Source organism: Pseudomonas edaphica, from assembly GCF_965277385.1.
In the GTDB taxonomy this organism is placed as follows: domain Bacteria; phylum Pseudomonadota; class Gammaproteobacteria; order Pseudomonadales; family Pseudomonadaceae; genus Aquipseudomonas; species Aquipseudomonas edaphica.
Genome location: NZ_OZ255725.1, coordinates 3,420,115 through 3,444,418, shown reverse-complemented (window position 1 = coordinate 3,444,418; position 24,304 = coordinate 3,420,115). Strand labels below are relative to the sequence as shown.

The 24,304-nt window shown below is 57.8% G+C and carries 25 protein-coding genes; 12 read left to right on the top strand and 13 right to left on the bottom strand.

Translation table 11 applies throughout. The features are described 5' to 3' along the window. Positions 1–97 precede the first annotated feature (97 nt). Positions 98–2,020: an acetyl-CoA hydrolase/transferase C-terminal domain-containing protein gene (locus ACQY47_RS15480; protein WP_428550046.1), complete on the bottom strand. Its 1,923-nt coding sequence runs from the start codon at positions 2,018–2,020 to the stop codon at positions 98–100. A gap of 328 nt (positions 2,021–2,348) precedes the next feature. Between ACQY47_RS15480 and ACQY47_RS15475 the strand changes: the two genes are divergently transcribed. The 4 genes from ACQY47_RS15475 to ACQY47_RS15460 are packed head-to-tail and all read left to right on the top strand — an operon-like array spanning position 2,349 to position 5,547. After that, positions 2,349–3,683 (top strand): saccharopine dehydrogenase C-terminal domain-containing protein, encoded by a 1,335-nt coding sequence (locus tag ACQY47_RS15475; protein ID WP_428550043.1) that lies wholly within the window; start codon positions 2,349–2,351, stop codon positions 3,681–3,683. 42 nt (positions 3,684–3,725) lie between these two features. After that, positions 3,726–4,484, top strand: a complete 759-nt coding sequence (locus tag ACQY47_RS15470; RefSeq protein WP_428550040.1) for a ferritin-like domain-containing protein — start codon at positions 3,726–3,728, stop codon at positions 4,482–4,484. Continuing rightward, positions 4,481–5,191, top strand: coding sequence for a hypothetical protein (locus tag ACQY47_RS15465; protein WP_428550037.1), 711 nt, complete (start codon positions 4,481–4,483; stop codon positions 5,189–5,191). The genes ACQY47_RS15470 and ACQY47_RS15465 overlap by 4 nt, the downstream gene beginning before the upstream one ends. Further along, the gene (locus ACQY47_RS15460) at positions 5,191–5,547 is read left to right on the top strand and encodes a hypothetical protein (RefSeq protein WP_017135866.1); all 357 of its coding nucleotides are present in this window, start codon (positions 5,191–5,193) and stop codon (positions 5,545–5,547) included. The genes ACQY47_RS15465 and ACQY47_RS15460 overlap by 1 nt, the downstream gene beginning before the upstream one ends. A 74-nt stretch (positions 5,548–5,621) precedes the next feature. On the opposite strand, the gene ACQY47_RS15455 is transcribed toward ACQY47_RS15460, so the two are convergent. From ACQY47_RS15455 to dadA, 5 genes are all read right to left on the bottom strand, one after another. After that, complete coding sequence (locus tag ACQY47_RS15455) at positions 5,622–6,038, bottom strand: c-type cytochrome (RefSeq protein ID WP_170037030.1); 417 nt, start codon at positions 6,036–6,038, stop codon at positions 5,622–5,624. Between the two features lie 181 nt (positions 6,039–6,219). Further along, positions 6,220–6,768 (bottom strand): cupin domain-containing protein, encoded by a 549-nt coding sequence (locus tag ACQY47_RS15450; RefSeq protein ID WP_017135864.1) that lies wholly within the window; start codon positions 6,766–6,768, stop codon positions 6,220–6,222. A 116-nt stretch (positions 6,769–6,884) separates the two neighbouring features. Beyond that, complete coding sequence (alr, locus tag ACQY47_RS15445; protein ID WP_428550033.1) at positions 6,885–7,958, bottom strand: alanine racemase; 1,074 nt, start codon at positions 7,956–7,958, stop codon at positions 6,885–6,887. 79 nt (positions 7,959–8,037) lie between these two features. Then, positions 8,038–8,391 (bottom strand): RidA family protein, encoded by a 354-nt coding sequence (locus ACQY47_RS15440; RefSeq protein WP_017135862.1) that lies wholly within the window; start codon positions 8,389–8,391, stop codon positions 8,038–8,040. Beyond that, positions 8,363–9,667, bottom strand: coding sequence for a D-amino acid dehydrogenase (gene dadA, locus ACQY47_RS15435; RefSeq protein WP_017135861.1), 1,305 nt, complete (start codon positions 9,665–9,667; stop codon positions 8,363–8,365). Before dadA ends, ACQY47_RS15440 begins: the two co-directional genes overlap by 29 nt. A gap of 156 nt (positions 9,668–9,823) precedes the next feature. Here dadA and ACQY47_RS15430 point away from each other — a divergent pair, with 156 nt between their 5' ends. Beyond that, positions 9,824–10,312 carry an Lrp/AsnC ligand binding domain-containing protein gene (locus ACQY47_RS15430; protein ID WP_003176896.1) on the top strand — a complete coding sequence of 163 codons (489 nt, stop codon included), beginning with the start codon at positions 9,824–9,826 and terminating at the stop codon, positions 10,310–10,312. 73 nt (positions 10,313–10,385) lie between these two features. Here ACQY47_RS15430 and ACQY47_RS15425 read toward each other — a convergent pair whose 3' ends face one another. Further along, positions 10,386–10,739 carry a YkgJ family cysteine cluster protein gene (locus tag ACQY47_RS15425; RefSeq protein ID WP_017135860.1) on the bottom strand — a complete coding sequence of 118 codons (354 nt, stop codon included), beginning with the start codon at positions 10,737–10,739 and terminating at the stop codon, positions 10,386–10,388. Between the two features lie 115 nt (positions 10,740–10,854). Between ACQY47_RS15425 and ACQY47_RS15420 the strand changes: the two genes are divergently transcribed. Beyond that, on the top strand, positions 10,855–12,147 hold the full coding sequence (locus ACQY47_RS15420) for an NAD(P)/FAD-dependent oxidoreductase (protein ID WP_099550266.1): 1,293 nt from the start codon (positions 10,855–10,857) through the stop codon (positions 12,145–12,147). Here the strand turns inward: ACQY47_RS15420 and ACQY47_RS15415 are convergent, their stop codons facing one another. Continuing rightward, positions 12,148–12,372: a DUF1127 domain-containing protein gene (locus ACQY47_RS15415; protein ID WP_017135858.1), complete on the bottom strand. Its 225-nt coding sequence runs from the start codon at positions 12,370–12,372 to the stop codon at positions 12,148–12,150. A 166-nt stretch (positions 12,373–12,538) separates the two neighbouring features. Between ACQY47_RS15415 and ACQY47_RS15410 the strand changes: the two genes are divergently transcribed. Further along, complete coding sequence (locus ACQY47_RS15410; protein WP_099550264.1) at positions 12,539–13,963, top strand: PLP-dependent aminotransferase family protein; 1,425 nt, start codon at positions 12,539–12,541, stop codon at positions 13,961–13,963. A 61-nt stretch (positions 13,964–14,024) separates the two neighbouring features. After that, on the top strand, positions 14,025–15,593 hold the full coding sequence (locus ACQY47_RS15405) for a phospholipase D family protein (RefSeq protein ID WP_032865471.1): 1,569 nt from the start codon (positions 14,025–14,027) through the stop codon (positions 15,591–15,593). A gap of 127 nt (positions 15,594–15,720) precedes the next feature. Here ACQY47_RS15405 and ACQY47_RS15400 read toward each other — a convergent pair whose 3' ends face one another. After that, positions 15,721–16,863, bottom strand: coding sequence for an MFS transporter (locus ACQY47_RS15400; RefSeq protein WP_169988070.1), 1,143 nt, complete (start codon positions 16,861–16,863; stop codon positions 15,721–15,723). 180 nt (positions 16,864–17,043) lie between these two features. Continuing rightward, positions 17,044–18,537 carry an aldehyde dehydrogenase gene (locus ACQY47_RS15395; protein ID WP_099550263.1) on the bottom strand — a complete coding sequence of 498 codons (1,494 nt, stop codon included), beginning with the start codon at positions 18,535–18,537 and terminating at the stop codon, positions 17,044–17,046. A gap of 230 nt (positions 18,538–18,767) precedes the next feature. Here ACQY47_RS15395 and ACQY47_RS15390 point away from each other — a divergent pair, with 230 nt between their 5' ends. After that, positions 18,768–19,130, top strand: coding sequence for a cupin domain-containing protein (locus tag ACQY47_RS15390; RefSeq protein WP_428550023.1), 363 nt, complete (start codon positions 18,768–18,770; stop codon positions 19,128–19,130). A gap of 71 nt (positions 19,131–19,201) precedes the next feature. Here the strand turns inward: ACQY47_RS15390 and rpmG are convergent, their stop codons facing one another. Both rpmG and rpmB read right to left on the bottom strand, forming a co-directional pair. After that, a complete protein-coding gene (rpmG, locus tag ACQY47_RS15385; RefSeq protein WP_003176906.1) occupies positions 19,202–19,357 on the bottom strand; it encodes a 50S ribosomal protein L33 in 156 nt (51 codons plus the stop codon). A gap of 11 nt (positions 19,358–19,368) precedes the next feature. Then, the gene (gene rpmB, locus ACQY47_RS15380) at positions 19,369–19,602 is read right to left on the bottom strand and encodes a 50S ribosomal protein L28 (protein WP_003176907.1); all 234 of its coding nucleotides are present in this window, start codon (positions 19,600–19,602) and stop codon (positions 19,369–19,371) included. A 458-nt stretch (positions 19,603–20,060) separates the two neighbouring features. Between rpmB and ACQY47_RS15375 the strand changes: the two genes are divergently transcribed. Further along, a complete protein-coding gene (locus ACQY47_RS15375; RefSeq protein WP_428550018.1) occupies positions 20,061–21,653 on the top strand; it encodes an ABC transporter substrate-binding protein in 1,593 nt (530 codons plus the stop codon). Between the two features lie 71 nt (positions 21,654–21,724). Here the strand turns inward: ACQY47_RS15375 and radC are convergent, their stop codons facing one another. Next, entirely contained in the window at positions 21,725–22,399 is a 675-nt protein-coding gene (radC, locus tag ACQY47_RS15370; RefSeq protein WP_017135851.1) for a RadC family protein, read from the bottom strand. Between the two features lie 143 nt (positions 22,400–22,542). Here radC and coaBC point away from each other — a divergent pair, with 143 nt between their 5' ends. Continuing rightward, positions 22,543–23,751 (top strand): bifunctional phosphopantothenoylcysteine decarboxylase/phosphopantothenate--cysteine ligase CoaBC, encoded by a 1,209-nt coding sequence (coaBC, locus tag ACQY47_RS15365; RefSeq protein WP_015886530.1) that lies wholly within the window; start codon positions 22,543–22,545, stop codon positions 23,749–23,751. Between the two features lie 5 nt (positions 23,752–23,756). After that, entirely contained in the window at positions 23,757–24,212 is a 456-nt protein-coding gene (dut, locus tag ACQY47_RS15360) for a dUTP diphosphatase (RefSeq protein WP_099550262.1), read from the top strand. Positions 24,213–24,304: the final 92 nt, after the last annotated feature.

Sequence of the window (24,304 nt, the reverse complement as noted above, 5' to 3'; positions counted from 1 at the left end):
GCTTGCCTGCGATGAGGGCCTGACAGTCGACAACTCTGTCGACTGACACTCCGCTATCGCAGGCAAGCCAGCTCCCACATTTGATTTTTGGTGCCTGTCAGTGCGCGGTGGCTTGGAGGCCAGCAAGCAGCAAGCGCTGATACAGATCCTCTTTCAACCCCTCCGGCTGATCCAGCCGCATGCGCTTCAAATGCTCGGGAAACGCCTCCGGCTCCGGTGCATCCAGTGCCGCCCGGCCCAATTCCAGAATCTCCGTCAGCTTGAATTTGCTCTTGAGCCAGTTAAGGGCGCGCAACAGGTCCCGCTCCTCATCGGTAAAGTCAGTGCCCAACGGATATTCCGGGAACAACCGGCGATGCCGCGCCTGAATGCCCTTGAGCCGCTCCGGCGTGTTATCGGCAAAACGTGGGTCCAGCTGGAAATCCTTGGGCAACTTGCCGGCCTTTTGCGCTTGTTCGATCAAGTCACTCTGGAAGCGCGAGTCAGTGATATTAAGCAGCGCCTCGATAACCTTCGCATCCGTCTGCCCACGCAAATCGGCAATCCCATACTCGGTAATGACGATATCCCGCAGGTGCCGTGGGATGGTGCAGTGCCCGTACTCCCAGACGATATTGGAACTGACTTCCCCCGCCGACTCGCGCCAGCTGCGCAGTATCAGGATTGAACGCGCGCCCTCCAGCGCATGGCCTTGCGCAACAAAGTTGTACTGCCCGCCCACGCCGCTGAGTACGCGACCGTCTTCGAGCTGGTCGGCCACGCCCGCACCGAGCAGCGTCACCATGATCGCGCTGTTGATAAAGCGCGCATCCAGGCGTTGCAGACGCTTGAGTGCTTCCTGCCCGTACAGCTCGTTGATGTAGCTGATGGCGGTCATGTTGAATTCGAGGCGTTTGGCGTGAGTCATTTCCTGCAAACGCTGGTAAAAGCTGCGCGGCCCGAGGAAGAAACCGCCGTGAATGGAAACACCGTCGGGCTGCGCGGCGTCATCCAGGGTGCCGGCGTTGGCCTGCTGCTGGGTCGTCACATCCGGGTAGACCTTGCGCCGAATAATCCCGGCATCGGCCAGCACCAGCAGGCCGTTGACGAACATTTCGCTGCATCCATAAAGGCCACGCGCAAAGGGCTCGACACCGCCTTCGCGGCTGATCAAAGGCGCCCACTGGTAAACATCCAGATCCGTCAGCAACAACCGGTAGGCTTCGTTATCGGCCTGGCGCGCCAGCAAGGCGGCGGTCAGCGCATCGCCCATCGAGCCAATGCCAATCTGCAACGTGCCGCCATCGCGCACCAGGGTGCTGGCATGCAAGCCGATAAAGTGGTCTTGAAAGCCGACCGGCATATTCGGTGTGGAGAACAGCGTGGTGCTGTCCTTCTCGTCGATCAGGTAATCGAAGGCGTCCATACCCAGTTCGGCATCGCCGGGCATATAGGGCAAATCGCTGTGAACCTGGCCGACGACGAGGATGGTTTCGCCTGTTTCGCGGCGCTTGGCGATCATCGGCAGCAGGTCGAGGGTGATATCGGGGTTGCAGCTCAGGCTCAGCCGGTCGGGGTGTACGGCGCTGCTGGCGACCAATTGCGCCACCAGGTTCAAGCCGGCGGCGTTGATATCGCGGGCAGCGTGGCTGTAGTTGCTGCTGACGTAGTCCTGCTGCGCCGACGCACTGTGGAGCAGGCTACCGGGCTGCATGAAGAACTGCTGCACGCGGATGTTCTTTGGCAGGCTGTCCTTGTGCAAATCCGCCAGGAAATCCAGCTCGGGATAGTCGCCGAATACCCGCTCGATAAAGGGTTCGAGAAAGCGCTTCTGCAGGCCGTCACCCATGGTCGGGCGGCCCAGGGCCAGTGCGGTATAGATCGTCAGCTCGCGCTCCGGCAGCTTGGCGATACGCCGGTACAGCGCATTGACGAACAGGTTGGGCTTGCCCAGACCGAGCGGCATGCCCATGTGGATATGCGCCGGCAAGCGTGCCAGTACGTCGTCAACTGCTTGCTCGATTGAACACAACTGCACCATCCGACCCTCCTGAACATTCCGTGATTAGGGGTTGGACCGAGCTTGCCGGGTCTTTGCTGCAATGAACAGCAATCAATTTGATAAGGCCATCCCTGTGCGCATGAAGAAACTGCCAAATAAAAGCCTAATTAAAACAGAAACATATCATAAAGGTTTAACCCGAGATTACGACCAAAGAAAAGCCTTACGACTCATTGAATAAAAGCCCTACGTTCATTTAGGACAAGATCAAAACACAAATTATATCCACGCACTAATATCGATTTCAGTATGAAACCATCTTCAAAAGGCTATACACCTAACGAATACAAATACCCAAGGAAACGCAATGAAAAACATTAATCATATAATAATTATCGGTTTCGGAAGCGTCGCACAAGGCCTGCTCCCACTATTATCAAGGCATTACAATGGAGTGAACGTGACAATTTTTGAGAAACACCTAAACGAGAGCCTTATCGAAATCACCACCGAATTTCCAGCCACCCTGGAAGAAAAGGCCATAACCGCTGAAAACTTCAAACCCATACTCTCGCCGTACTTAAACGGAAATACTTTTTTAGTGAACCTCGCAGTATCTGTCTCAAGCCTGGAGCTTTTAGAACTGGCTCAAAAGTATGACTCACTTTATCTAGACACCTGTATAGAGCCGTGGGCCTACAAAGACGAAAAATACCAGGCGCTTATCACAAACTATCAGCTTCGCGAGGTAATGAAAACGTATCAACAGAAAACTACTGGCCCAACCGCTGTTGTCGCCCATGGCGCAAATCCTGGTTTCATCTCAATTTTATTAAAGAAAGCTTTAGTAGAAATGGCCGCAGCAAACAACATAGTAGCAGAACCGAAAAACCAGATTGAATGGGCAGCGCTTGCCAACATCCTTGAAATACAAGTTATACAAATCTCCGAGCATGACTCCCAAGTCAGTGCATCAGCCCGCGCCCCCCTAAACTTCGTCTCCACATGGTCTGTGGACGGTCTCGTTACCGAATGCCTGCAAGCAGCAGAATTGGGCTGGGGCACACACGAAACAGAAATTCCTTACGGCGCAAGAAAAAATGGATATGCACTAGAAATGCTAGAGCAAGGGTGTAACGTTAGAGTTAAAAGCTGGTCACCTAACTATTTGGAATTTTCTGCCTATTTACTAACCCATAACGAAGCACTGTCAATTGCTGAATATTTGACTTTAGGCGACCCCGAGAATCCTACCTACCGCCCAACTGTTTACTATGCGTATGAACCTTGTGATCAGACACTCGATTCAATGCAACTTTTGGGTCAGAGTGAGCAATCAGAAAAAATCAAAAAAACGATTTTGAAAGACGAAATTATTTCGGGAATAGATGAGCTTGGCGTTTTCCTAATCAGCAAAAAATTCCGCGCCTTCTGGTTAGGGTCAAATCTATCAATTGGTAAAGCCAGGAAAATGGCCAACTACAACAGTGCGACAAGCTTACAGGTTGCCTCCAGCATAATTGGCGGCATGAAATGGGCAGAATACTTTCCAAACGCTGGCGTCATAGAGTCGGAAAATTTGGATTGGCGTTACGTATACGACATCACTGTTAACTATTGGGAACCCATCGTCAGTCAACAGACAGACTGGAAACCATCGGATGTCGACCACACGCTGTCTTTCAGTAACTTTTTAGTATGAAGCCGTCTACCTGAAAAATAACTTTACCAAAAGGCCGCTATCATGAATAACATGCAGAGCACCTCTAATACGCCGAAAAAATCAAGCAATGCGTCTTCAATTCTCAAGGATTTTTGCTTTCCTCCGTTAACGCTTAGCAAGGCAGAGAAGGCTACTTGGAAAGAAATTTTCTTCGACTCAATAATTACCGAATACGATGCAAGGAGGCTTTATTGGCATATCGCTGATCAGAATCCAGCTTGCATCTCTGAATTGGCAAATATTTTAAAGCCTTGGCTTAGAGATGAAATCGATCACGCGTATGGCTTCTCTCTGATTTATTCAGCCTACACAGGAATTCCGCTTGACGTTGTAGCAATGGAAGTTGAAACAAGACAATCCGACTTCAACAGCCTAGCCCCCTTTATGCAGGACCCACTTAGACTTCTCATCTTGCTTGCGTATGACGAGATAATCACGACGCACGTCTATCAGCGCAGCATAAAAAATTACGACAACTTTAGTTCCTCGCAATTGTCAGTCTGGATCAGAAAAACCAAAAGAGATGAAGCTAAGCATTTTTTCTTTTTCATAGAACAAGCTAAACATCTATTCCCGAATAGGCTTCAAGAAGCCCCGTCCATACTTAAAGAGCTTTTCACATTAGATTTTGAAAAAACAGAATATACAGGAACCTTTGTGTTAGACCACAACACGCTTGATTATCCAATCACTAAAAAAGAAATACAAGAATCAATAATCCCAACCATCATCAAAAAATTGAGCCATGACACTCACACATCAAACGGAGCGAAAAAATGAAACCTCCCTTCCTAAATAAGCGTCATTGGAGCTCTAGAGCGCTATTCAAAGAAATCGCCAATAGCGACTGGGTCAATCCGGGTATTGACCCAAAATACGAGGATTTCTTTTTGGCTGACTTAGTCTCTGAGTACGACGCGATAAACCTGTATCACTACCTTTATCCGAGACGCTCTGAGTTTTCCCCATACTTCGTGCAATATTTAGACTTATGGTTTTTAGATGAAAAAAATCATGCCGACGGCTTTATAGAACTGAATCGTTTGATATTTAATACAGACGAAGAAACTCTCTTGGACAATTTAAAATCAAGAAACAGCGACTTTAAACCCTTTGAAGAAATTTTATCAAACGAACTAAGCTTACTTACTGTGTTTGCGTACGATGAATACATTTCAGTCAAAACATACAAGAAAGATACGTTCTATAATCAGTTTGGGCACTCGGGCTTCGACACATGGATTTGTAACTTAATCGCCGACGAAGCAACCCATTTCGCAAACGCTATAAAATTATTAAGAAACAACCACTCATCTTGTCTAGAGCTGATTGAAAAAACCTTAAACCGTATTATCCAGCTTGAAAGTACCCCTTACAGAAATACTTTCTTGCTCGATCATGACGGGCCACACTTTCTTCTAGGCAATAGTGATTATGCGGAAGCTGCCGCGAGTGAAATACTAGACATCCTAACTAGAGATAAATAATGAAAAACAGTCACTATTTAATAGCCTCCATGGTGCTCATGGTGTTTGGCGAAATCCTAACTATCTATAGTGAAGTTTATGCCTCAAAACTTTCTGGACGAGTTATAGAAAATCCTGAACTTTTTATAAAACCTATTTTACTCATATGCATTGCCGGCATAAGCCTGATATTCGCTTATTGGTTAGGTTACCAAGGCACAGGGAATATATGGATCGTGACAGTGGCGTCACTCACACTGCTGCTTATATTAGAGCCCATCGTCATTTATGCGATGCTAAAGGAACTACCGGGGCGCGGGGCACTCATCGGATTCATTCTTGGAGCCGTAGGGCTACTGGCGACCTTGGTACTTTAAAATATGCGAAAGCGCTCTTGTTACCCAAAGGTTAGCCCACTTTGCGGGCTAACCTTTTGTAAAGGCTTAACTTTTTACTTCAATCCAGACATCTTCTCGATTGCACCTTTAAGCTCGTCATCCGAGCAATCGGCGCATGTGCCTTTTGGCGGCATGGCGTTCAAGCCGGTGATCGCCTTGGCCAGCAGGCCATCGAGGCCGCCTTGATGATCGGCGCGGTCTTTCCAGGCCGCGCTGTCACCGATCTTCGGTGCGCCCAGCAAACCCGTGCCGTGGCACGCATTGCAGTGCTTGGCAATCACTTCATCCGGCGTCTTCGCGCCGCCGCCGCCGCCCGCAGCCACGGCAACTTCCATCCCTTTGCATTCCTGGCCCTGGACACACACCTGGCCGACAGGCTCCAGGCGCTTGGCAATTTCATCATTGGTCGCAGCTTGAGCGCTGACAGCCCATAGGGCCAGTACGGTTGCTGGTGCAGCCAGCATTTTCATAATTAGGTTCACGCGTTCACCCTCAATGGTGGCTATTCACGCCTGCGGCCACGGTTTCGCAGGCGGCGAAAGTATAACGGTTAGCCCGTCATGCCGAAACAACCCTATTAAATAAAGGGAGATTCGGCCTCACGGTTACAGCGACGGGTGTGTCTGCAACGCTGGCAGCACGCCTCTTCTGTCAAAAGTTCGCAGGTGTGGCTGCGCTGATTAGCCGCGCCGGCACGTCGAACGGGTTGCGAAAACGATGCGGCTTGGTGCTTTCAAAGTAGTAGCTATCGCCGGCTTCGAGCACAAAAGTTTCAAGACCGACCACCAACTCCAGGCGACCTTCCACCAGAATCCCGGTTTCTTCGCCTTCGTGGGTGAGCATTTCTTCGCCCGTGTCGGCGCCCGGCGGGTAGATCTCGTTAAGAAACGCAATCGCCCGGCTGGGGTGCGCGCGCCCGACGAGTTTCATGGTGACGGCACCGTCCGAGATGTCGATCAGCTCATTGGCTTTATAGACGATCTGCGTCGGTTTTTCCTGGAGGATCTCCTCGGAAAAGAACTCGACCATGGACATGGGGATGCCGCCCAGCACCTTGCGCAAGGAACTGATCGAGGGGCTGACACTGTTTTTTTCGATCATCGAAATGGTGCTGTTGGTGACACCCGCGCGCTTGGCGAGCTCACGCTGGGAAAGACCTTTGAGTTTACGGATGGATTGCAGTCGTTCGCCGACGTCCAATGCAGGAGCCTCCTAGGATTCAGGCTTTGTTGTAGTTGAGCGTTATCATGGCGACAGCGTTCAGTATTTACAACACTTGGGCCTAAATCCCGGTGGGCTCTGCTCGTAGGCGCTGCTTAAGCCCCGCAATAGAGCCTTGGTACGCGGCGCAGGTTGCAGAAAATCTGGTAGGGGATGGTCTCGGCAGCCGCCGCCACGTCACTGGCAAGGATATTTTTGCCCCACAGCTCCACGGTGGAACCGAGCCCGGCCTGGGGCACGTCGGTGAGGTCAACGCAGAGCATGTCCATGGACACTCGGCCCAGCAACTGGCTGCGCTGGCCTGCCACCAGCACTGGCGTGCCGGTCGGTGCATGGCGCGGGTAGCCGTCGGCATAGCCCATGGCAACCACGCCGATGCGCATCGGTTTTGGCGTGATGAACTTGGCGCCGTAACCGATCGGCTCACCGGCCGGCAATTCACGCACGCAGATGACTTTCGATTCCAGGGTCATCACCGGCTGCAAACGCGCAGCGATGGCCTGGTCCTCACCAAACGGCGTGGCACCGTAGAGCATGATGCCTGGGCGCACCCAGTCGCTGGACATATTCGGCCAGCCCATCACCGACGGCGAATTACGCAGGCTGACCTCGGCCGACAACCCTTGGCGCGCCGCTTCAAACACCGCCACTTGCTCGTCACTGCGCACGCAATCGAGTTCATCGGCGCGGGCGAAGTGGCTCATCAGTACGATCCTGGCCACTTTGCCGCTGGCCAGCAGGCGCTGGTACGCCTCGTGGTAATCCTTGGGGTGCAGGCCCACGCGGTGCATGCCCGAGTCGAGCTTGAGCCAAATGGTCAGCGGTTTGCTCAGCCGGGCTTGTTCGATGGCTTCCAACTGCCACAACGAATGCACCACGCACCAAAAATCATGTTCGATGATCAGCGGCAGTTCGTCAGCTTCGAAAAAACCTTCCAGCAGCAATACCGGCGCACGAATCCCGGCAGCCCGCAGCTCCAATGCCTCCTCGATGCACGCCACCGCAAACCCATCCGCCTCGGCTTCCAGCGCCTGGGCCACACGTACGGCACCATGGCCATAGGCATCCGCCTTGACCACGGCGAGGGCTTTGGCCCCCGTGACTTCACGGGCCAGTTGGTAGTTATGGCGCAGGGCTTGGAGGTCGATCAGGGCACGGGCAGGACGCATGGCGGCAGGCTTCTAGGCGGTAATGTGAAGAAAAACCGGCGCCGACTATCAGCCACGGCGCCGGGGGAAAAAGCTACGTTTAAGGCAGCGCAGCCACCACGGACAGCTCTACCAGAATTTCCGGTTCGCACAGTTTGGCCTCAACCGTGGCACGGGCCGGGGCCACGCCTTTAGGCAGCCACTTGTCCCACACCGCGTTCATGCCGGCGAAATCGGCGTCGATGTCTTTGAGGTAGATCGTCACCGACAGCAACTTGGTTTTGTCGGTGCCGGCCAGGTCCAGCAAACGTTCGATATTGGCCAGGGTTTCGCGGGTCTGCTGTTCAATCCCGGCATTCATGTCGTCGCCGACCTGCCCTGCCAGATACACGGTACCGCTGTGAACAACGATCTGGCTCATGCGCTCATTGGTGAGCTGGCGCTGGATTGACATGTTTTGCGGACTCCTGGTGGTTGCTGCCGTAACGGGAAATATCGAGACCTTCGGCGCTGATCTGCGGCGTTTTTTTCGCCATCAGGTCAGCCAGCAAACGGCCAGAGCCGCACGCCATGGTCCAGCCAAGGGTGCCGTGGCCGGTGTTCAGGAACAGGTTCTTGAACGGGGTGGCACCGACAATCGGCGTGCCGTCGGGTGTGGTCGGGCGCAGGCCGGTCCAGAAAGTGGCTTCGGTCAAATCGCCGCCCTGAGGATAAAGGTCGTTGACGATCATCTCCAGGGTTTCACGTCGACGAGGGTTCAGCGACAGGTCAAAACCGGCTATTTCAGCCATGCCGCCGACGCGGATGCGGTTGTCGAAACGGGTGATCGCGACCTTGTAGGTTTCATCAAGAATGGTCGAAGTCGGCGCCATCGCCGGGTTGGTGATCGGCACGGTCAGCGAGTAACCCTTGAGCGGGTACACCGGCGCCTTGATCCCCAGCGGCTTAAGCAACTTGGGCGAGTAACTGCCCAGGGCCAGTACGTAACGGTCGGCGGTTTCCAGCTTGCCATCGATCCACACGCCATTAACGCGATCACCGGCGTAATCAAGGCGCTGGATGTCCTGTTCGAAACGGAATTCCACGCCCAATTGCTTGCACATGTCCACCAGACGCGTGGTGAACATCTGGCAGTCGCCGGTCTGGTCGTTGGGCAGGCGCAGGGCGCCGGCGAGAATATCGGTGACGCTGGCCAGGGCTGGCTCAACGCGGGCAATGCCGGCGCGGTCGAGCAGCTCGAACGGCACGCCGGATTCTTTCAATACAGCGATGTCTTTGGCTGCGCCATCCAACTGAGCCTGGGTGCGGAACAACTGGGTAGTGCCGAGGCTGCGGCCTTCGTAGGCAATGCCGGTTTCGGCGCGAAGTTCGTCAAGGCAGTCACGGCTGTATTCGGACAGGCGCACCATGCGCTCTTTGTTCACCGCATAACGGCTCTGGGTGCAGTTGCGCAGCATCTGCGCCATCCACAGGTACTGATCGATATCGGCGGTGGCTTTGATCGCCAGTGGCGCGTGGCGTTGCAGTAACCACTTGATGGCCTTGAGCGGCACGCCTGGCGCGGCCCAGGGCGAGGCATAACCCGGCGACACCTGGCCTGCGTTGGCGAAACTGGTTTCCATGGCAGCGGCGGGCTGACGGTCGACCACTACCACTTCAAAGCCGGCCCGCGCCAAATAGTAGGCACTGGTCACCCCAATGACGCCGCTACCCAAGACCAGAACGCGCATTTTTATATCCTCATCACGGGCTTAGCCGCTGACGTGTGTTATTCGAGCAATGATGGGCGCAGTGTAAAAAACAATGACCAGTGCATTTCACTATATAAATGCCTATATTTGGCGACAATTCTCGGCAAAAACCCTTTTCACAGAGGCGTATCCCCTATGCGTACCAACACCCAGACCAAGCGGGAGCTGGACAAGATCGACCGCAATATCCTGCGCATCCTGCAAACCGATGGGCGTATTTCGTTTACGGAGCTGGGGGAAAAGGTCGGGCTGTCGACCACGCCGTGCACCGAGCGGGTCCGCCGCCTGGAGCGTGAAGGGATCATCATGGGCTACAACGCGCGGCTCAACCCGCAGCATTTGAAGGGGAGTTTGCTGGTATTTGTCGAGATCAGCCTGGATTACAAGTCGGGCGACACCTTTGAAGAATTCCGCCGCGCCGTGCTGAAGCTGCCCCATGTGCTGGAGTGCCACTTGGTGTCAGGCGACTTCGACTACCTGGTGAAAGCGCGGATCTCCGAGATGGCCTCGTACCGCAAATTGCTCGGCGATATCTTGCTCAAGCTGCCGCATGTGCGCGAGTCCAAGAGCTATATCGTGATGGAAGAGGTGAAAGAGAGCCTCAATCTGCCGATCCCCGACTGACCAAATGACACAATTCGGTCAAATGTGGGAGCAGGCAAGCCAGCTCCCACATTTTTTTGATCCAGTACATCCGTCAGACCAGTACTTGCCGAGTGCTCGCCATGTACTCGTGAATTTGCTTCTCAACCCTAGGGTGAATCAACTCCACCGGCCGCCGCCCATTCGGGCACGGCAAGGTCTTGGTAGTGCCAAACAGCCGGCAGATCAGCGGCCGCTCGTCATACACGGTGCAGCCATTCGGCCCCAGGTGCACGCAGTTCAGCTCGTCCATGGCCGCCTCCTGCTCGGCGGCAGTCTTGCGTGGCAGGCGCGACATTTCCTCGGGCGAAGTGGTCACCGGCCCACAGCAGTCGTGGCAGCCGGGGACGCACTCGAACGAAGGGATCTGCCTGCGCAGCGCGCTGATTTTCTGGCTGTTGCAACTCATCGAAACACTTACCGAACGGCGAATAGGCATGGATTCTGACGCAAAACGCCCTGCGCAGACAGCTTCGTCCGACCGCTGTATCCTGCGTCAAATTTTCCAAACAGGGATGCTCCCCATGACCGCCAGCGCCCGGCACACCGCTTCCTACTACGCTGCCAGCAGCGTTTCACAGCCCGATTACCCGGCGTTGATGGGCGAAGTGCGCGCCGACGTGTGCGTGATTGGCGGCGGCTATTCCGGCCTAAACACAGCGCTTGAGCTGGCCGAACGCGGCTTTAGCGTGGTGCTGCTGGAAGCGCGCAAGCTCGGCTGGGGCGCCAGCGGCCGCAACGGCGGGCAGTTGATTCGCGGCGTCGGCCACGGCCTCGACCAGTTCAGCAACGTGATCGGCAGCGACGGCGTGCGCCAGATGAAGTTGATGGGCCTGGAAGCTGTCGAGATCGTGCGCGAGCGGGTCGAGCGCTATCAGATCCCCTGCGACCTGACCTGGGGTTACTGCGACCTCGCCAACAAACCCCGCGACCTGATCGGCCTGGCCGAAGACGCCGAAGAACTGCGCAACCTCGGTTATCGCCATGAAGTACGTCTGCTGCAAGCCAACGAGATGAGCAGCGTGATCGGCTCCGAGCGCTATGTAGGCGGCATGATCGACATGGGTTCCGGCCATTTGCACCCGCTGAACCTGGCCCTCGGCGAAGCCGCCGCCGCGCAGCAGCTGGGCGTGAAGCTGTTTGAGCAGTCCGAAGTGACGCGCATCGACTACGGCCCCGAGGTCAACGTGCACACTGCCAATGGCAACGTGCGCGCCAACACCCTGGTGCTGGCCTGCAACGCCTACCTCAACGGCCTGAACCCGCAATTGAGCGGTAAGGTGCTGCCCGCCGGCAGCTACATCATCGCCACCGAACCCTTGAACGAAGCCCAGGCCGCCAGCCTGCTGCCGCAGAACATGGCGGTGTGCGATCAACGCGTGACCGTGGATTACTTCCGCCTGTCCGCCGACCGCCGCCTGCTGTTCGGCGGAGCCTGCCACTATTCCGGCCGCGACCCGCAGGACATCGGCGCCTATATGCGCCCCAAAATGCTCAAGGTGTTCCCGCAACTGGCGGACGTGAAGATCGACTACCAATGGGGCGGCATGATCGGCATCGGCGCCAACCGCCTGCCGCAGATTGGCCGGCTGGCCGACCAGCCAAACGTGTATTACGCCCAGGCCTACGCCGGCCATGGCCTCAACGCCACGCACCTGGCCGGCAAGCTGCTCGCCGAGGCAATCAGCGGCCAGCAGCAGGGCCGTTTCGATTTGTTCGCCCAGGTGCCGCACATCACCTTCCCCGGCGGCAAACACCTGCGCTCGCCGCTGTTGGCGTTGGGGATGCTCTGGCACCGCTTCAAAGAGCTGCTCTGATCAGTCGCGCCAGAACGGCTTCATGCCTTCCTGGCGCGCCTGTTCGGCAGTCAACCCGACGTCACGCAGTTGCTCACCGGTCAGGTGCAGCAAGGCTTTGCGCGTGTAGCGGCGGTGCCAGAACAGACTCCAGCGGCTGATATCGCGCGGCGCCTTCGCCCGCTCCTGCCCTGCCTGCAATTGCTGACTGTGTAACATCAGCCGCACATCGCTCATGCCGTTCATCGTGTTGCCCCTCATTTGCCTGTTGCCATGAGTGACTAGGATGGGCGCGCGGGCAAAACCATTACAGATTCAACCAATCTTTATTAAATCCATACAGATACTGCCCATGAAGGGCTGAATCCTGTATTTTGCGCCTATCTGTACTGGTCCCCTCGGAGCGATCACCATGACCCTCTACGTCAACCTCGCCGAATTACTGGGCACGCGCATCGAGCAGGGCTTCTATCGCCCCGGTGATCGCTTGCCTTCCGTGCGGGCCTTGAGTGTGGAACACGGAGTGAGCCTGAGCACCGTGCAACAAGCCTATCGCTTGCTCGAAGACAACGGCCTGGCGATGCCCAAGCCCAAGTCGGGCTACTTTGTGCCGGTCGGACGCGAGTTGCCGGCGCTGCCGGAAATCGGCCGCCCGGCACAGCGCCCGGTGGAAATCTCGCAGTGGGACCAGGTGCTGGAACTGATTCGCGCCGTGCCGCGCAAAGACGTCATACAGATGGGCCGTGGCATGCCGGACGTATTGTCGCCGACCATGAAGCCCCTGCTGCGCAGCCTGGCCCGCGTGAGCCGTCGCCAGGACCTGCCGGGGCTGTATTACGACAATATCCTTGGCTGTATGGAGTTGCGTGAGCAGATCGCTCGACTGTCTCTGGATTCCGGCTGCCAGTTAACCGCCGAAGATATCGTGATCACCACCGGCTGCCATGAAGCGCTGTCCGCCAGCATCCACGCGATTTGCGAGCCTGGGGATATTGTCGCGGTTGATTCACCCAGCTTCCACGGTGCCATGCAAACCCTCAAAGGTTTGGGCATGAAGGCGCTGGAAATCCCCACCGACCCCATCACCGGCATCAGCCTCGAAGCACTGGAGCTGGCACTGGAACAGTGGCCGATCAAGGTCATCCAGCTGACCCCCAACTGCAATAACCCGCTGGGTTACATCATGCCCGAGGCACGCAAACGCGCACTGCTAACCCTGGCCCAGCGCTTTGACGTGGCGATTATTGAAGACGATGTGTACGGCGAATTGGCCTACAGCTACCCGCGTCCGCGCACGATCAAATCTTTCGACGAAGATGGCCGTGTGCTGCTGTGCAGCTCGTTCTCGAAAACCCTGGCGCCCGGCCTGCGCATCGGCTGGGTAGCGCCAGGGCGCTATCTTGAGCGGGTGTTGCACATGAAATACATCAGCACCGGTTCCACAGCGACGCAACCGCAGATCGCCATCGCCGAGTTCCTCAAAAACGGCCACTTCGAACCGCATTTGCGGCGGATGCGCACCCAATACCAGCGCAATCGCGACTTGATGCTCGATTGGGTCAGCCGCTATTTTCCGGCCGGCACCCGTGCCAGCCGGCCCCAAGGTAGCTTCATGCTATGGATCGAGCTGCCGGAAGGCTTTGATACCTTGAAGCTTAACCGTGTACTGGTGGAACAAGGCGTACAGGTGGCGGTGGGCAGCATCTTTTCCGCCTCCGGCAAATACCGTAATTGCCTGCGCATGAACTACGCTGCCAAGCCAACGCCGCAGATCGAAGAGGCAGTGCGCAAGGTCGGGGCCGCCGCGATGAAGATGCTTGCCGAGGTGACCGACTGACCTTTCCCCGCAATCTGCCGTCATATCCCACAACCGCCCTGACCTGGAAGCAGTGCCTTTGATGATTCGACGGCTTTTACCGTTTTTGCTGCTGGGCGCCCTGACGCTGAGTGGCTGCGCCACGGTCGATGCACCGCGCATCCCCAGCGACGCCCTGCCTGCGGCGCAATCCTCGTTCGGGCGCTCGATCCAGGCCCAGGCGGCGCCGTACCAAGGTCGTTCGGGCTTTCGCCTGTTGCCCAACAGCAGCGAAGCCTTCATGGCCCGTGCCGAACTGATCCGCAATGCTCAGAGCAGCCTCGACCTGCAGTACTACATCGTGCACGACGGCATCAGCACGCGCATGCTCGTGGATGAACTGCTCAAGGCCGCTGACCGTGGTGTGCGCATCCGTATCTTGCTGGACGACACCACCAGCGACGGCCTCGATCAGGTTATCGCCACCCTCGCCGCCCACCCGCAGATCCAGATTCGCCTGTTCAACCCGCTGCACCTGGGCCGCAGCACCGGCGTGACACGGGCGATGGGCCGGCTGTTCAACCTGTCGCTGCAACACCGGCGCATGCACAACAAGCTGTGGCTGGCGGATAACAGCGTGGCCATTGTCGGCGGGCGCAACCTGGGCGATGAGTATTTTGATGCCGAGCCGAACCTCAACTTCACCGATATCGACATGCTCAGCGTCGGCCCGGTGGCCGAGCAGCTCGGGCACAGCTTTGATCAGTACTGGAACAGCGCGCTGAGCAAGCCCATTGACGACTTCGTCTCAAGCACCCCGTCCAAGGGTGACCTGAACGCCGCACGCGCACGCCTGCAAGACTCGTTGGCTGAGTCGCGTCAGCAGAACCACGCCCTCTATAACCGCTTGCGTACTTACCAGACACAACCGCGCATGGACATCTGGCGCCGCGAGCTGATCTGGGCCTGGAACCAGGCGTTGTGGGATGCGCCGAGCAAAGTGCTGGCCAAGGCTGACCCCGATCCACGCTTACTGCTAACCACTCAGCTGGCGCCGGAGCTGGAAGGCGTCAGCCATGAGCTGATGATGATTTCGGCGTATTTCGTGCCGGGGCAACCCGGGCTGGTGTACCTGACCGGGCGCGCCGATGCGGGCGTGTCAGTCAGCCTGCTGACCAACTCCCTCGAAGCCACCGACGTGCCTGCCGTACACGGCGGCTACGCGCCCTATCGCAAGGCGTTGCTGGAACACGGCGTGAAACTCTACGAGCTGCGCCGCCAACCGGGCGATGCGGGCGGTGGCAGTGGCCCGCACCTGTTTCGCCGAGGCGCCTTCCACGGTTCGGACTCCAGCCTGCACAGCAAGGCGATGATCTTTGATCGGCAAAAGTCGTTTATCGGCTCGTTCAACTTCGACCCACGCTCGGTGCTGTGGAACACCGAAGTCGGGGTGCTGGTAGACAGCCCCGAACTGGCGGAACACGTGCGCAACCTGGCGCTGCAAGGCATGGCGCCAGCGTTGAGCTATGAGGCGAAATTGCAGAATGGCCAGGTGGTGTGGGTGACCGAGGATAACGGCCAATTGCACACACTGACACGGGAGCCGGGCAGTTGGTGGCGCAGGTTTAATGCCTGGTTCGCCACCAGTGTTGGCCTGGAGCGCATGCTGTAAGAACAACAGGGTCAACTGTGGGAGCCGGGCTTGCCCGCGATAGCGGAGTATCAGGCGCCATTTGGGCAAGCTGACACACCGCTATCGCAGGCAAGCCAGCTCCCACAGTTGATTGCATTTCAAATGCTTAGGCAGGCTGTGCGGCGCCGAATGCGCCCTGGCGCAGTAGCAACACCACCAGCCCCAGCGCCCCGGCCGCCATCAGCAACGGCAGCGCATGCCCGCTGACCCATTGGCTGCCCGCGCCCGCCACCAGAGGCCCGATCAGGCAACCGATGCCCCACAGCTGCGCTACGTGAGCATTGGCACGCACCAGCGCATCGTCGCGATAACGCTCGCCGATCAGGATCAGCGACAAGGTGAACAACCCACCGGCACTCGCGCCAAAGATCACCCACACCGGCCAGATCAACTGCGTATGCAATAGCAAAGGAATCGCCAGGCTTGAGGCCAGCAACAACACCGCGCAGCTCAAGAACAAGGTGCGCCGTGGCAAGTAATCGGCCAAAGCGCCAATGGGCAATTGCAACAGCGCATCACCGACCACCACGGTGCTGACCATGGCCAAGGCAATCTCGGCGGTGAAACCCTGCTGCAGGCAATACACCGGCAGCAGCGTCAGAATCATCGCCTCGAACGCGGCGAACAAGGCGACCGCCCAGGCAATTGCCGGCAGCGTCAGGCAGAAACGCCACAGGTCACTGAACGTCACGCTGAAGGACTCGGCGGTTGGGGCACCGGAACGCCCTAGCAGCAACAGCGGCGCGACCACCAACAAGCCAACGCCCACCCAGAAGCCATAGTCATGGTCAGTGCCGAGTACGCCCAGCAGCAACGGGCCCGACAATTGGCTCAAGGCATAGCTGCAACCGTACAGCGCCACCAGGCGGCCACGCCATTGCTCGACCACCAACTGGTTGATCCAGCTTTCACCCAGGATAAACACAATGGTCAGGATCACCCCGATCATCAGCCGCAGCACCAGCCACACCGGGTAGCTGGGCAGGATCGCCAATAAGCCTATGGAGATGGCACCGGCCCATAAGCACAGCCGCATCAGGTTGGCGGTGCCCAGCCACGAGGCCAGCCGACTGGAGACCTTCGCGCCGAGCAGTACGCCAAAAGCCGGCATGGCGGCCATCACGCCAATGGCGAAGCTGCCATAACCCCAGCCTTCGAGACGCAGGGACACCAGCGGCATGCTGACGCCTAGGGCCAGGCCGACGCTGAGGACAGAGGCCAGCACGGCGAAATAAGTCGCCCAACGCATTTCCACGCTCCTGTGGATAATTATCAAGATCACACAAAACAGTGTGGGAGCGGGCTTATGTGGGAGCCGGGCTTGCCCGCGATGCAGACACCTCGGTTTATCTGTTACACCGAGTTGATGCTATCGCAGGCAAGCCAGCTCCCACACAAACCGGCTCCCACATTTGACCTGCGGTGTTGCTTACAGCTTGATCCAGGTCGATTTCAGCTCGGTGTACTTGTCGAACGCGTGCAGCGACTTGTCGCGACCGTTACCCGACTGTTTGAAACCACCAAACGGCGCGGTCATGTCGCCGCCATCGTATTGGTTGACCCACACGCTACCGGCGCGCAAGGCCTTGGCAGTCAGGTGTGCCTTGGAGATATCAGCGGTCCACACGGCTGCGGCCAGGCCATAAATGGTGTCGTTGGCAATAGCGACCGCCTCTTCGGCGCTGTCGAATGTGATAACCGATAGCACTGGGCCGAAGATTTCTTCCTGGGCGATCTTCATGGCGTTGGTCACGCCGTCGAAAATCGTCGGCTCCACATAGGTGCCACCAGTTTCTTGCAGGGTGCGCTTGCCGCCCGCCACAAGCTTGGCGCCGTCGGCATGGCCAGCTTCGATGTACGACAGCACGTTATTCATCTGCTGGGTGTCCACCAGGGCACCGACGTTGGTCGCCGGGTCCAGCGGGTTACCTGGCTTCCAGCCCTTGAGAGCCTCGATCACCAGCGGCAGGAATTTGTCTTTGATGGAGCGCTCGACCAGCAGGCGCGAGCCGGCGGTGCAGACCTCGCCCTGGTTGAAGGCGATAGCGCCCGCGGCAGATTCGGCGGCGGCTTGCAGGTCCGGCGCATCAGCAAACACGATATTCGGGCTCTTGCCGCCCGCTTCCAGCCATACACGCTTCATGTTCGACTCGCCGGAGCGGATCAACAGTTGCTTGGCGATTTTCGTGGAACCGGTAAACACCAGGGTGTCGACGTCCATGTGCAGCGCCAGCGCGTTGCCGACGGTGTGGCCGTAGCCCGGCAGCACGTTCAACACGCCTTTAGGGATGCCGGCCTCAACGGCCAGGGCCGCGATGCGGATGGCAGTCAGTGGGGATTTTTCGGACGGCTTGAGGATCACCGAGTTACCGGTGGACAGCGCAGGGCCGAGTTTCCAGCAGGCCATCATCAGTGGGAAGTTCCACGGCACGATGGCGCCCACTACGCCGACCGGCTCGCGGGTCACCAGACCCAACTGGTTGTGCGGGGTGGCGGCGACTTCGTCGTAGATCTTGTCGATCGCCTCGCCGCTCCAGCTAAGGGCGTTGGCGGCGCCAGGCACATCAATTCCCAGGGAGTCGGAAATCGGCTTGCCCATGTCCAGGGTTTCGAGCAGCGCCAGTTCTTCGGCATTGGCGTTGAGCAGCGCGGCGAAACGGATCATGACGGCTTTGCGTTTGGCCGGCGCCAGGCGCGACCAGACACCGGAATTGAACGTAGCGCGGGCGTTCTCGACAGCGCGCTGGGCGTCGGCGGCGTCGCAGCTGGCAACGGTAGCCAGCAGACGGCCATCGACCGGGCTGATGCATTCGAACGTGTCACCGGAAACAGCAGCGGTGTACTCACCATTGATGTAGGCGCGGCCTTCGATCTTCAGATCCTTGGCGCGTTGTTCCCAATCGGCACGGGTCAGGGTGGTCATGCGAGTGTCCTCCTCTTATTGAATACAAGGGCCAGGTGATGTCCCCCGGCAGCCTCAAAGAATTCTTGCCCGGCCAGCCTGCTGTTCGGCTCAAGGCAGCTGCCACCCTAAACCAGCGGCTGGGGGTGTTTCAATATATTTGACATAACGGCGGTAAACGCCCTTGCGATGTTCATTTTAATAAACATAGACTTTGGGCTCTCCAACCGCAGGCCAGACGGGACACGCACATGAGCATCCAGGATATCGTCGACTTCAGCCAAGCCAACACCACCCCGGACCGCTACCGCCCGGCCGCCGAAAAAATCCTCAAGGGCGACCCCGAGCAGACCATTTATAACCACTACAACAGCCCGTGCGGCCAGATGAACGCCGGCGTGTGGGAAGGTGAAGTCGGGCAGTGGAAGGTCAATTACACCGAGCATGAGTATTGCGAGATTGTGCAGGGGGTTTCGGTACTGCGTGATGCCGATGGCAATGCCAAGACCTTGCGTGCCGGCGACCGTTTCGTGATTCCTGCCGGGTTCAGCGGCACCTGGGAAGTGCTGGAGCCGTGCCGCAAGATCTACGTGGTGTTCGAGCAGAAAGCCTGATCAGCACATTTCAGGCAAAAAAAAGCCCGTCTCGTAAGAGACGGGCTTTTTTTCACAAGGAAGAAAATCAATTACTTGATTTTGCCTTCTTTGTAGATCACGTGCTTGCGAACGCGCGGGTCGAACATTTTCTTTTCGAGCTTGTCCGGGGTAGTACGCTTGTTCTTGTCGGTAGTGTAGAAGTGACCAGTACCGGCGCTAGAGATCATTCGAATCAATTCACGCATGATAAAGCTCCTTAAATCTTGCCAGCGGCGCGGATTTCGGCCAGCACGACAGTGATGCCACGCTTGTCGATGATACGCATGCCTTTGGCAGATACACGCAGGCGAACAAAACGTTTCTCTTCTTCAACCCAGAAGCGGTGATGCTGCAGGTTCGGCAGGAAACGACGACGGGTTTTGTTATTTGCGTGGGAAATGTTATTCCCAGTCACCGGACCCTTACCGGTAACTTGACAGACTCTCGACATGCCTCAGCCCTCTAAAACCACATGCCCAACCCGGCATGGGTTGGCCGCTTAATCTCTCAGTCATTTGGCGCCAGGCGCCGCGTTTCTTTAAGGGTCTTACCGGCTACACCTACAGTGAAGGAACCGGGCCCCTAGAAAAGAGCGCTGCTTTATACCAGAAAGACCCCAATGCAACAACAGCCCGTGTGTTTTTACCGGCGTAAATCTTGGCAATAGACGCCCGAACCGTTGCCAGGAGGGGCCGCTGTAACAGCCGACCACTCGTCGCACAGAATGATTTACCGCGCTCGCCGGCACACAAAAGTACAAGGCGAAACGCGCTGAGGCGCCATCAAAACAGCATTTGCGCCAAAAGCACAGGCAAAAATGGGCTAGTCATTTATCAATCAGACCACTACGGTAGGCTTTTTCCAGACTGCACTCGCAGATGGGCCTTCGATCTGCAAAGGAAACCGAATATGCGCCTCGCTGCCCTACCGCTATTGCTCGCCCCTCTACTTATCGCGCCGCTGGCCTCTGCCGCCACCAATCTGAGCGTTTGCACCGAGGCCAGCCCCGAAGGGTTCGATGTGGTGCAGTACAACTCGCTGACCACCACCAACGCCTCGGCCGACGTGCTGATGAACCGCCTGGTGGACTACGACGCCACGGCCGGCAAGCTGGTGCCGAGCCTGGCGGACAGCTGGCAAGTGTCGCCCGATGGTCTGACCTACACCTTCAAACTGCACCCGAACGTGAAGTTCCACCGCACCGAGTATTTCAATCCAAGCCGCACCCTGACCGCCGAAGACGTGCGCTTCAGCTTTGAACGCATGCTCGACCCGGCCAACCCATGGCACAAGATCGCCCAGAGCGGCTTCCCCCATGCGCAGTCGCTGCAACTGCCCGCATTGGTCAAGAAGATCGACGCTCTCGACCCATTAACCGTACGCTTCACCCTGGATCACGCCGACTCCACCTTCCTCGCCGCCTTGAGCATGGGTTTTGCCTCGATCTACCCGGCCGAATACGCCGACAAACTGCTCAAGGCCGGCGCGCCTGAAAAACTCAACAGCCAGCCAATCGGCACCGGCCCGTTCGTGTTTGTACGGTTCCAGAAGGATGCCGTGGTCCGCTATAAAGCCAACCCGGATTACTTTGCCGGCAAACCGGCTGTGGATAACTTGATCTTCGCCATCACCCCGGATGCCAACGTGCGCCTGCAAAAGCTGCATCGCGATGAATGCCAGATCGCCCTGTCGCCCAAGCCACTGGATGTGAGTGAAGCCGAGAAAGATCCTGCACTCAAAGTAGAAAAAACCCCGGCCTTCATGACCGCATTCGTCGCGATCAACAGCCAGCACCCGCCGCTGGACAAGCCCGAAGTGCGCCAGGCAATCAACCTGGCCTTCGACAAAGACAGCTACCTCAAGGCCGTATTTGAAGGCACCGCCGAAGCAGCCAATGGCATTTACCCACCCAATACCTGGAGTTACGCCAAGGACTTGCCAGGTTATCCACAGAACATCGCCAAGGCCAAGACGCTGCTGGAGCGCGCCGGACTCAAGAACGGCTTCAAGACCACAATCTGGACTCGCCCCACTGGCAGCCTGCTGAACCCCAACCCCAACCTCGGTGCCCAGTTGCTGCAAGCGGACCTGGCCAAAGTCGGCATCCAGGCCGAGATTCGCGTGATCGAGTGGGGCGAACTGATCCGCCGCGCCAAAGCCGGCGAACATGACCTGCTGTTCATGGGCTGGGCCGGCGACAACGGCGACCCGGATAACTTCCTAACCCCGCAGTTCTCATGCGCTGCGGTAAAATCCGGCACCAACTTTGCCCGCTACTGCGACCCGGCCCTGGACAAGCTGATCAGCGCCGGCAAGACCACCAGTGAACAAGGCGTGCGCAGCAAGTTGTACCAACAGGCCCAGGCTCAGATTCAGCAGCAGGCATTGTGGCTGCCATTGGCACACCCCACCGCATTCGCCCTGACGCGCAAGAATGTTGACGGCTACCAGGTGAGCCCGTTTGGGCGCCAGGATTTCTCCAAGGTCAGCGTCAAGCCCTAAGCTGCAAGCTGCAAGCCGCTTGTGGCTTGCAGCTTGTGGCTTGCAGCTTCAACCTTGCAGTTGCACCCATCCTACAACCAGCCGTATTCCGCCATCGACAACGGGTCGCCATCTCCCACGATGATGTGGTCGAGCACCCGCACATCTACCGACTCCAAGGCCTTTTGCAATATTTTGGTTAATTTTCGATCAGCCGCACTTGGCTCGACGCTCCCGGAGGGATGGTTATGACACAGGATCAGCGCCGCCGCGTTGTAAGCGAGCGCGCGCTTGACCACTTGTCGCGGATAAACGATGGCCGCGTCGATGGTGCCCTCAAATAGCGCCTCAAAGCCCAGCACCCGGTGCTTTGAGTCAAGAAACAGGCAGCCGAATATTTCGTGGGGCTCGTGGCGCAGCAAGGCCTTGAGGTACTCACGTACGGCCAGCGGGCTTTCCAGCACCGAGTCGGCACGCAAGCGTTCGGCCATATGCCGCCGAGACATTTCCAGCACCGCCTGCAACTGGGCAAATTTCGCCGGCCCCAGCCCCAAGTGCTGGCTGAACAGCGTCTGGCTGGCCTCCAACAACGGGCGCAGGCCACCGAATTGCGCCAATAGATGGCGCGCCAGGTCGACTGCGCTTCTGCCGGAAACCCCGGTACGCAGGAAAATCGCCAACAACTCGGCATCCGACAGACTCGCCGCGCCCCATTCCAAAAGCTTCTCCCGTGGGCGTTCCGCCACAGGCCAATCGCGAATACTCATCCCGCCTCCCTCTGCACGTGCGCCGCTGTTGCCTGACGGTCGCTGTGTTATCTTAAGCCCTCTTTTTTGCATGTGATTTCCCCTGGGGAGGGGGCATCGCAGGCGTCACTGAACTGGCATCACTGAACTGGAAAGGCAAACCAATGCAGCGTCTGTATCGGAAACGCATCGTTCTCGGCGTCGGCGGCGGCATTGCCGCCTACAAGAGCGCAGAACTGGTTCGCAGGCTCCTGGACCAGGGCGCCGAAGTGCGCGTGGTCATGACCCGTGGTGGCAGTGAGTTCATCACCCCGCTGACCATGCAGGCCTTGTCTGGGCACCCGGTTCACCTGGACCTTTTGGACCCGGCGGCCGAAGCCGCCATGGGCCACATCGAGCTGGCAAAATGGGCCGACCTGGTGTTGATCGCCCCGGCCACCGCCGACCTGATTGCCCGCCTGGCCCAAGGCATTGCCGATGACCTGCTGACCACTCTGGTACTGGCCACCGACGCCACCGTCGCCATCGCACCGGCCATGAACCAGGCCATGTGGCGCGACCCGGCCACCCAGGCCAACACCCAGCTCCTGCAAAGCCGCGGCCTTAAAGTGTTTGGCCCGGCTTCCGGCAGCCAAGCCTGTGGCGACGTGGGCATGGGCCGCATGCTTGAGGCTACTGACCTCGCGCTGTGCGCCGCCGAGTGCTTTCAGCACCTGGCTCTCACGGGCAAACATGTGCTGATTACCGCCGGCCCGACCCAGGAAAACATCGACCCGGTGCGTTACATCACCAACCATAGCTCAGGAAAAATGGGCTTTGCCTTGGCGGAAGCCGCGGTCGAGGCAGGCGCACGCGTCACCCTGATCACCGGCCCGGTGCACTTGCCAACCCCTGATCGCGTCACGCGAATCGACGTAGTCAGCGCCCGGGACATGCTGGCGGCCTGTGAAGCGGCCATTCCCTGCGACCTGTTTATCGCCTCGGCAGCGGTTGCAGACTACCGCCCGGAAGTTGTCGCCCCGCAAAAGCTTAAGAAAGACCCTACAAGCGGCGACGGCCTGCTCCTGCAAATGGTGCGCAACCCGGACATCCTGGCCACCATCGCCACGCGCCCGGACCGCCCGTTCAGTGTCGGTTTCGCCGCCGAAACCGAGCACTTGCTGGACTACGCCGCACGCAAATTGAAAGACAAAAACCTCGACCTGATCGTTGCCAATGATGTCGCCAACCCGAGCATCGGCTTCAACAGCGAGGAAAACGCCTGCAGCGTGATCGACCGCGAGCTGCACGCCACCCTTTTCGCCCAGACCAGCAAGGGCAAGATTGCCCGCCAACTGATCTCATTTATCGCCCAACGGCTGAACCAGGTTTAATTTACATGCACGCTTTGCAAGCCAAGATCCTCGACCCCCGCATCGGCAACGAATTTCCTCTGCCGGCCTATGCCACTCCGGGCTCCGCCGGCCTGGACCTGCGCGCCATGCTCAAGGAAGACACCGTCCTTGAGCCGGGCCAGACAATCCTGATTCCTACCGGCCTGTCGATCTACGTCGGCGACCCAGGCCTGGCGGCATTGATCCTGCCGCGCTCCGGCCTGGGCCACAAACATGGCATCGTGCTGGGCAATCTCGTAGGCCTGATCGACTCGGACTATCAGGGCGAATTGATGGTGTCGTGCTGGAACCGTGGCAACACCGCGTTCAACATCGCCGTCGGCGAGCGCATCGCCCAGTTGGTGCTGGTACCGGTGGTACAGGCACACTTCGAACTGGTGCAGGAGTTCGACGAAACTCAGCGCGGCGCAGGTGGTTTTGGGCATTCCGGCAGCCACTGACTAAGCTGAACCTTGCCGGACGCAGTTGTCCGGCAAGACGCCACCGCATGGCTATTCAGGATGAAGAATGTGCGGATTTATTCAGCGATATT

What these genes read in the sequence shown, in the direction of transcription:
- ACQY47_RS15410 (WP_099550264.1), top strand. Translation starts at nt 12,539, where the DNA reads ATGACCCTCTACGTCAACCTCGCCGAATTACTGGGCACGCGCATCGAG.
- coaBC (WP_015886530.1), top strand. Translation starts at nt 22,543, where the DNA reads ATGCAGCGTCTGTATCGGAAACGCATCGTTCTCGGCGTCGGCGGCGGC.
- alr (WP_428550033.1), bottom strand. Translation starts at nt 7,958, where the DNA reads ATGCGTCCTGCCCGTGCCCTGATCGACCTCCAAGCCCTGCGCCATAAC.
- rpmG (WP_003176906.1), bottom strand. Translation starts at nt 19,357, where the DNA reads ATGCGTGAATTGATTCGAATGATCTCTAGCGCCGGTACTGGTCACTTC.
- ACQY47_RS15395 (WP_099550263.1), bottom strand. Translation starts at nt 18,537, where the DNA reads ATGACCACCCTGACCCGTGCCGATTGGGAACAACGCGCCAAGGATCTG.
- ACQY47_RS15375 (WP_428550018.1), top strand. Translation starts at nt 20,061, where the DNA reads ATGCGCCTCGCTGCCCTACCGCTATTGCTCGCCCCTCTACTTATCGCG.
- ACQY47_RS15420 (WP_099550266.1), top strand. Translation starts at nt 10,855, where the DNA reads ATGACCGCCAGCGCCCGGCACACCGCTTCCTACTACGCTGCCAGCAGC.
- ACQY47_RS15465 (WP_428550037.1), top strand. Translation starts at nt 4,481, where the DNA reads ATGAAACCTCCCTTCCTAAATAAGCGTCATTGGAGCTCTAGAGCGCTA.
- ACQY47_RS15470 (WP_428550040.1), top strand. Translation starts at nt 3,726, where the DNA reads ATGAATAACATGCAGAGCACCTCTAATACGCCGAAAAAATCAAGCAAT.
- ACQY47_RS15440 (WP_017135862.1), bottom strand. Translation starts at nt 8,391, where the DNA reads ATGTCAATCCAGCGCCAGCTCACCAATGAGCGCATGAGCCAGATCGTT.
- ACQY47_RS15430 (WP_003176896.1), top strand. Translation starts at nt 9,824, where the DNA reads ATGCGTACCAACACCCAGACCAAGCGGGAGCTGGACAAGATCGACCGC.
- dut (WP_099550262.1), top strand. Translation starts at nt 23,757, where the DNA reads ATGCACGCTTTGCAAGCCAAGATCCTCGACCCCCGCATCGGCAACGAA.
- ACQY47_RS15460 (WP_017135866.1), top strand. Translation starts at nt 5,191, where the DNA reads ATGAAAAACAGTCACTATTTAATAGCCTCCATGGTGCTCATGGTGTTT.
- ACQY47_RS15425 (WP_017135860.1), bottom strand. Translation starts at nt 10,739, where the DNA reads ATGAGTTGCAACAGCCAGAAAATCAGCGCGCTGCGCAGGCAGATCCCT.
- rpmB (WP_003176907.1), bottom strand. Translation starts at nt 19,602, where the DNA reads ATGTCGAGAGTCTGTCAAGTTACCGGTAAGGGTCCGGTGACTGGGAAT.
- ACQY47_RS15400 (WP_169988070.1), bottom strand. Translation starts at nt 16,863, where the DNA reads ATGCGTTGGGCGACTTATTTCGCCGTGCTGGCCTCTGTCCTCAGCGTC.
- ACQY47_RS15455 (WP_170037030.1), bottom strand. Translation starts at nt 6,038, where the DNA reads ATGAAAATGCTGGCTGCACCAGCAACCGTACTGGCCCTATGGGCTGTC.
- dadA (WP_017135861.1), bottom strand. Translation starts at nt 9,667, where the DNA reads ATGCGCGTTCTGGTCTTGGGTAGCGGCGTCATTGGGGTGACCAGTGCC.
- radC (WP_017135851.1), bottom strand. Translation starts at nt 22,399, where the DNA reads ATGAGTATTCGCGATTGGCCTGTGGCGGAACGCCCACGGGAGAAGCTT.
- ACQY47_RS15390 (WP_428550023.1), top strand. Translation starts at nt 18,768, where the DNA reads ATGAGCATCCAGGATATCGTCGACTTCAGCCAAGCCAACACCACCCCG.
- ACQY47_RS15480 (WP_428550046.1), bottom strand. Translation starts at nt 2,020, where the DNA reads ATGGTGCAGTTGTGTTCAATCGAGCAAGCAGTTGACGACGTACTGGCA.
- ACQY47_RS15415 (WP_017135858.1), bottom strand. Translation starts at nt 12,372, where the DNA reads ATGAACGGCATGAGCGATGTGCGGCTGATGTTACACAGTCAGCAATTG.
- ACQY47_RS15475 (WP_428550043.1), top strand. Translation starts at nt 2,349, where the DNA reads ATGAAAAACATTAATCATATAATAATTATCGGTTTCGGAAGCGTCGCA.
- ACQY47_RS15405 (WP_032865471.1), top strand. Translation starts at nt 14,025, where the DNA reads ATGATTCGACGGCTTTTACCGTTTTTGCTGCTGGGCGCCCTGACGCTG.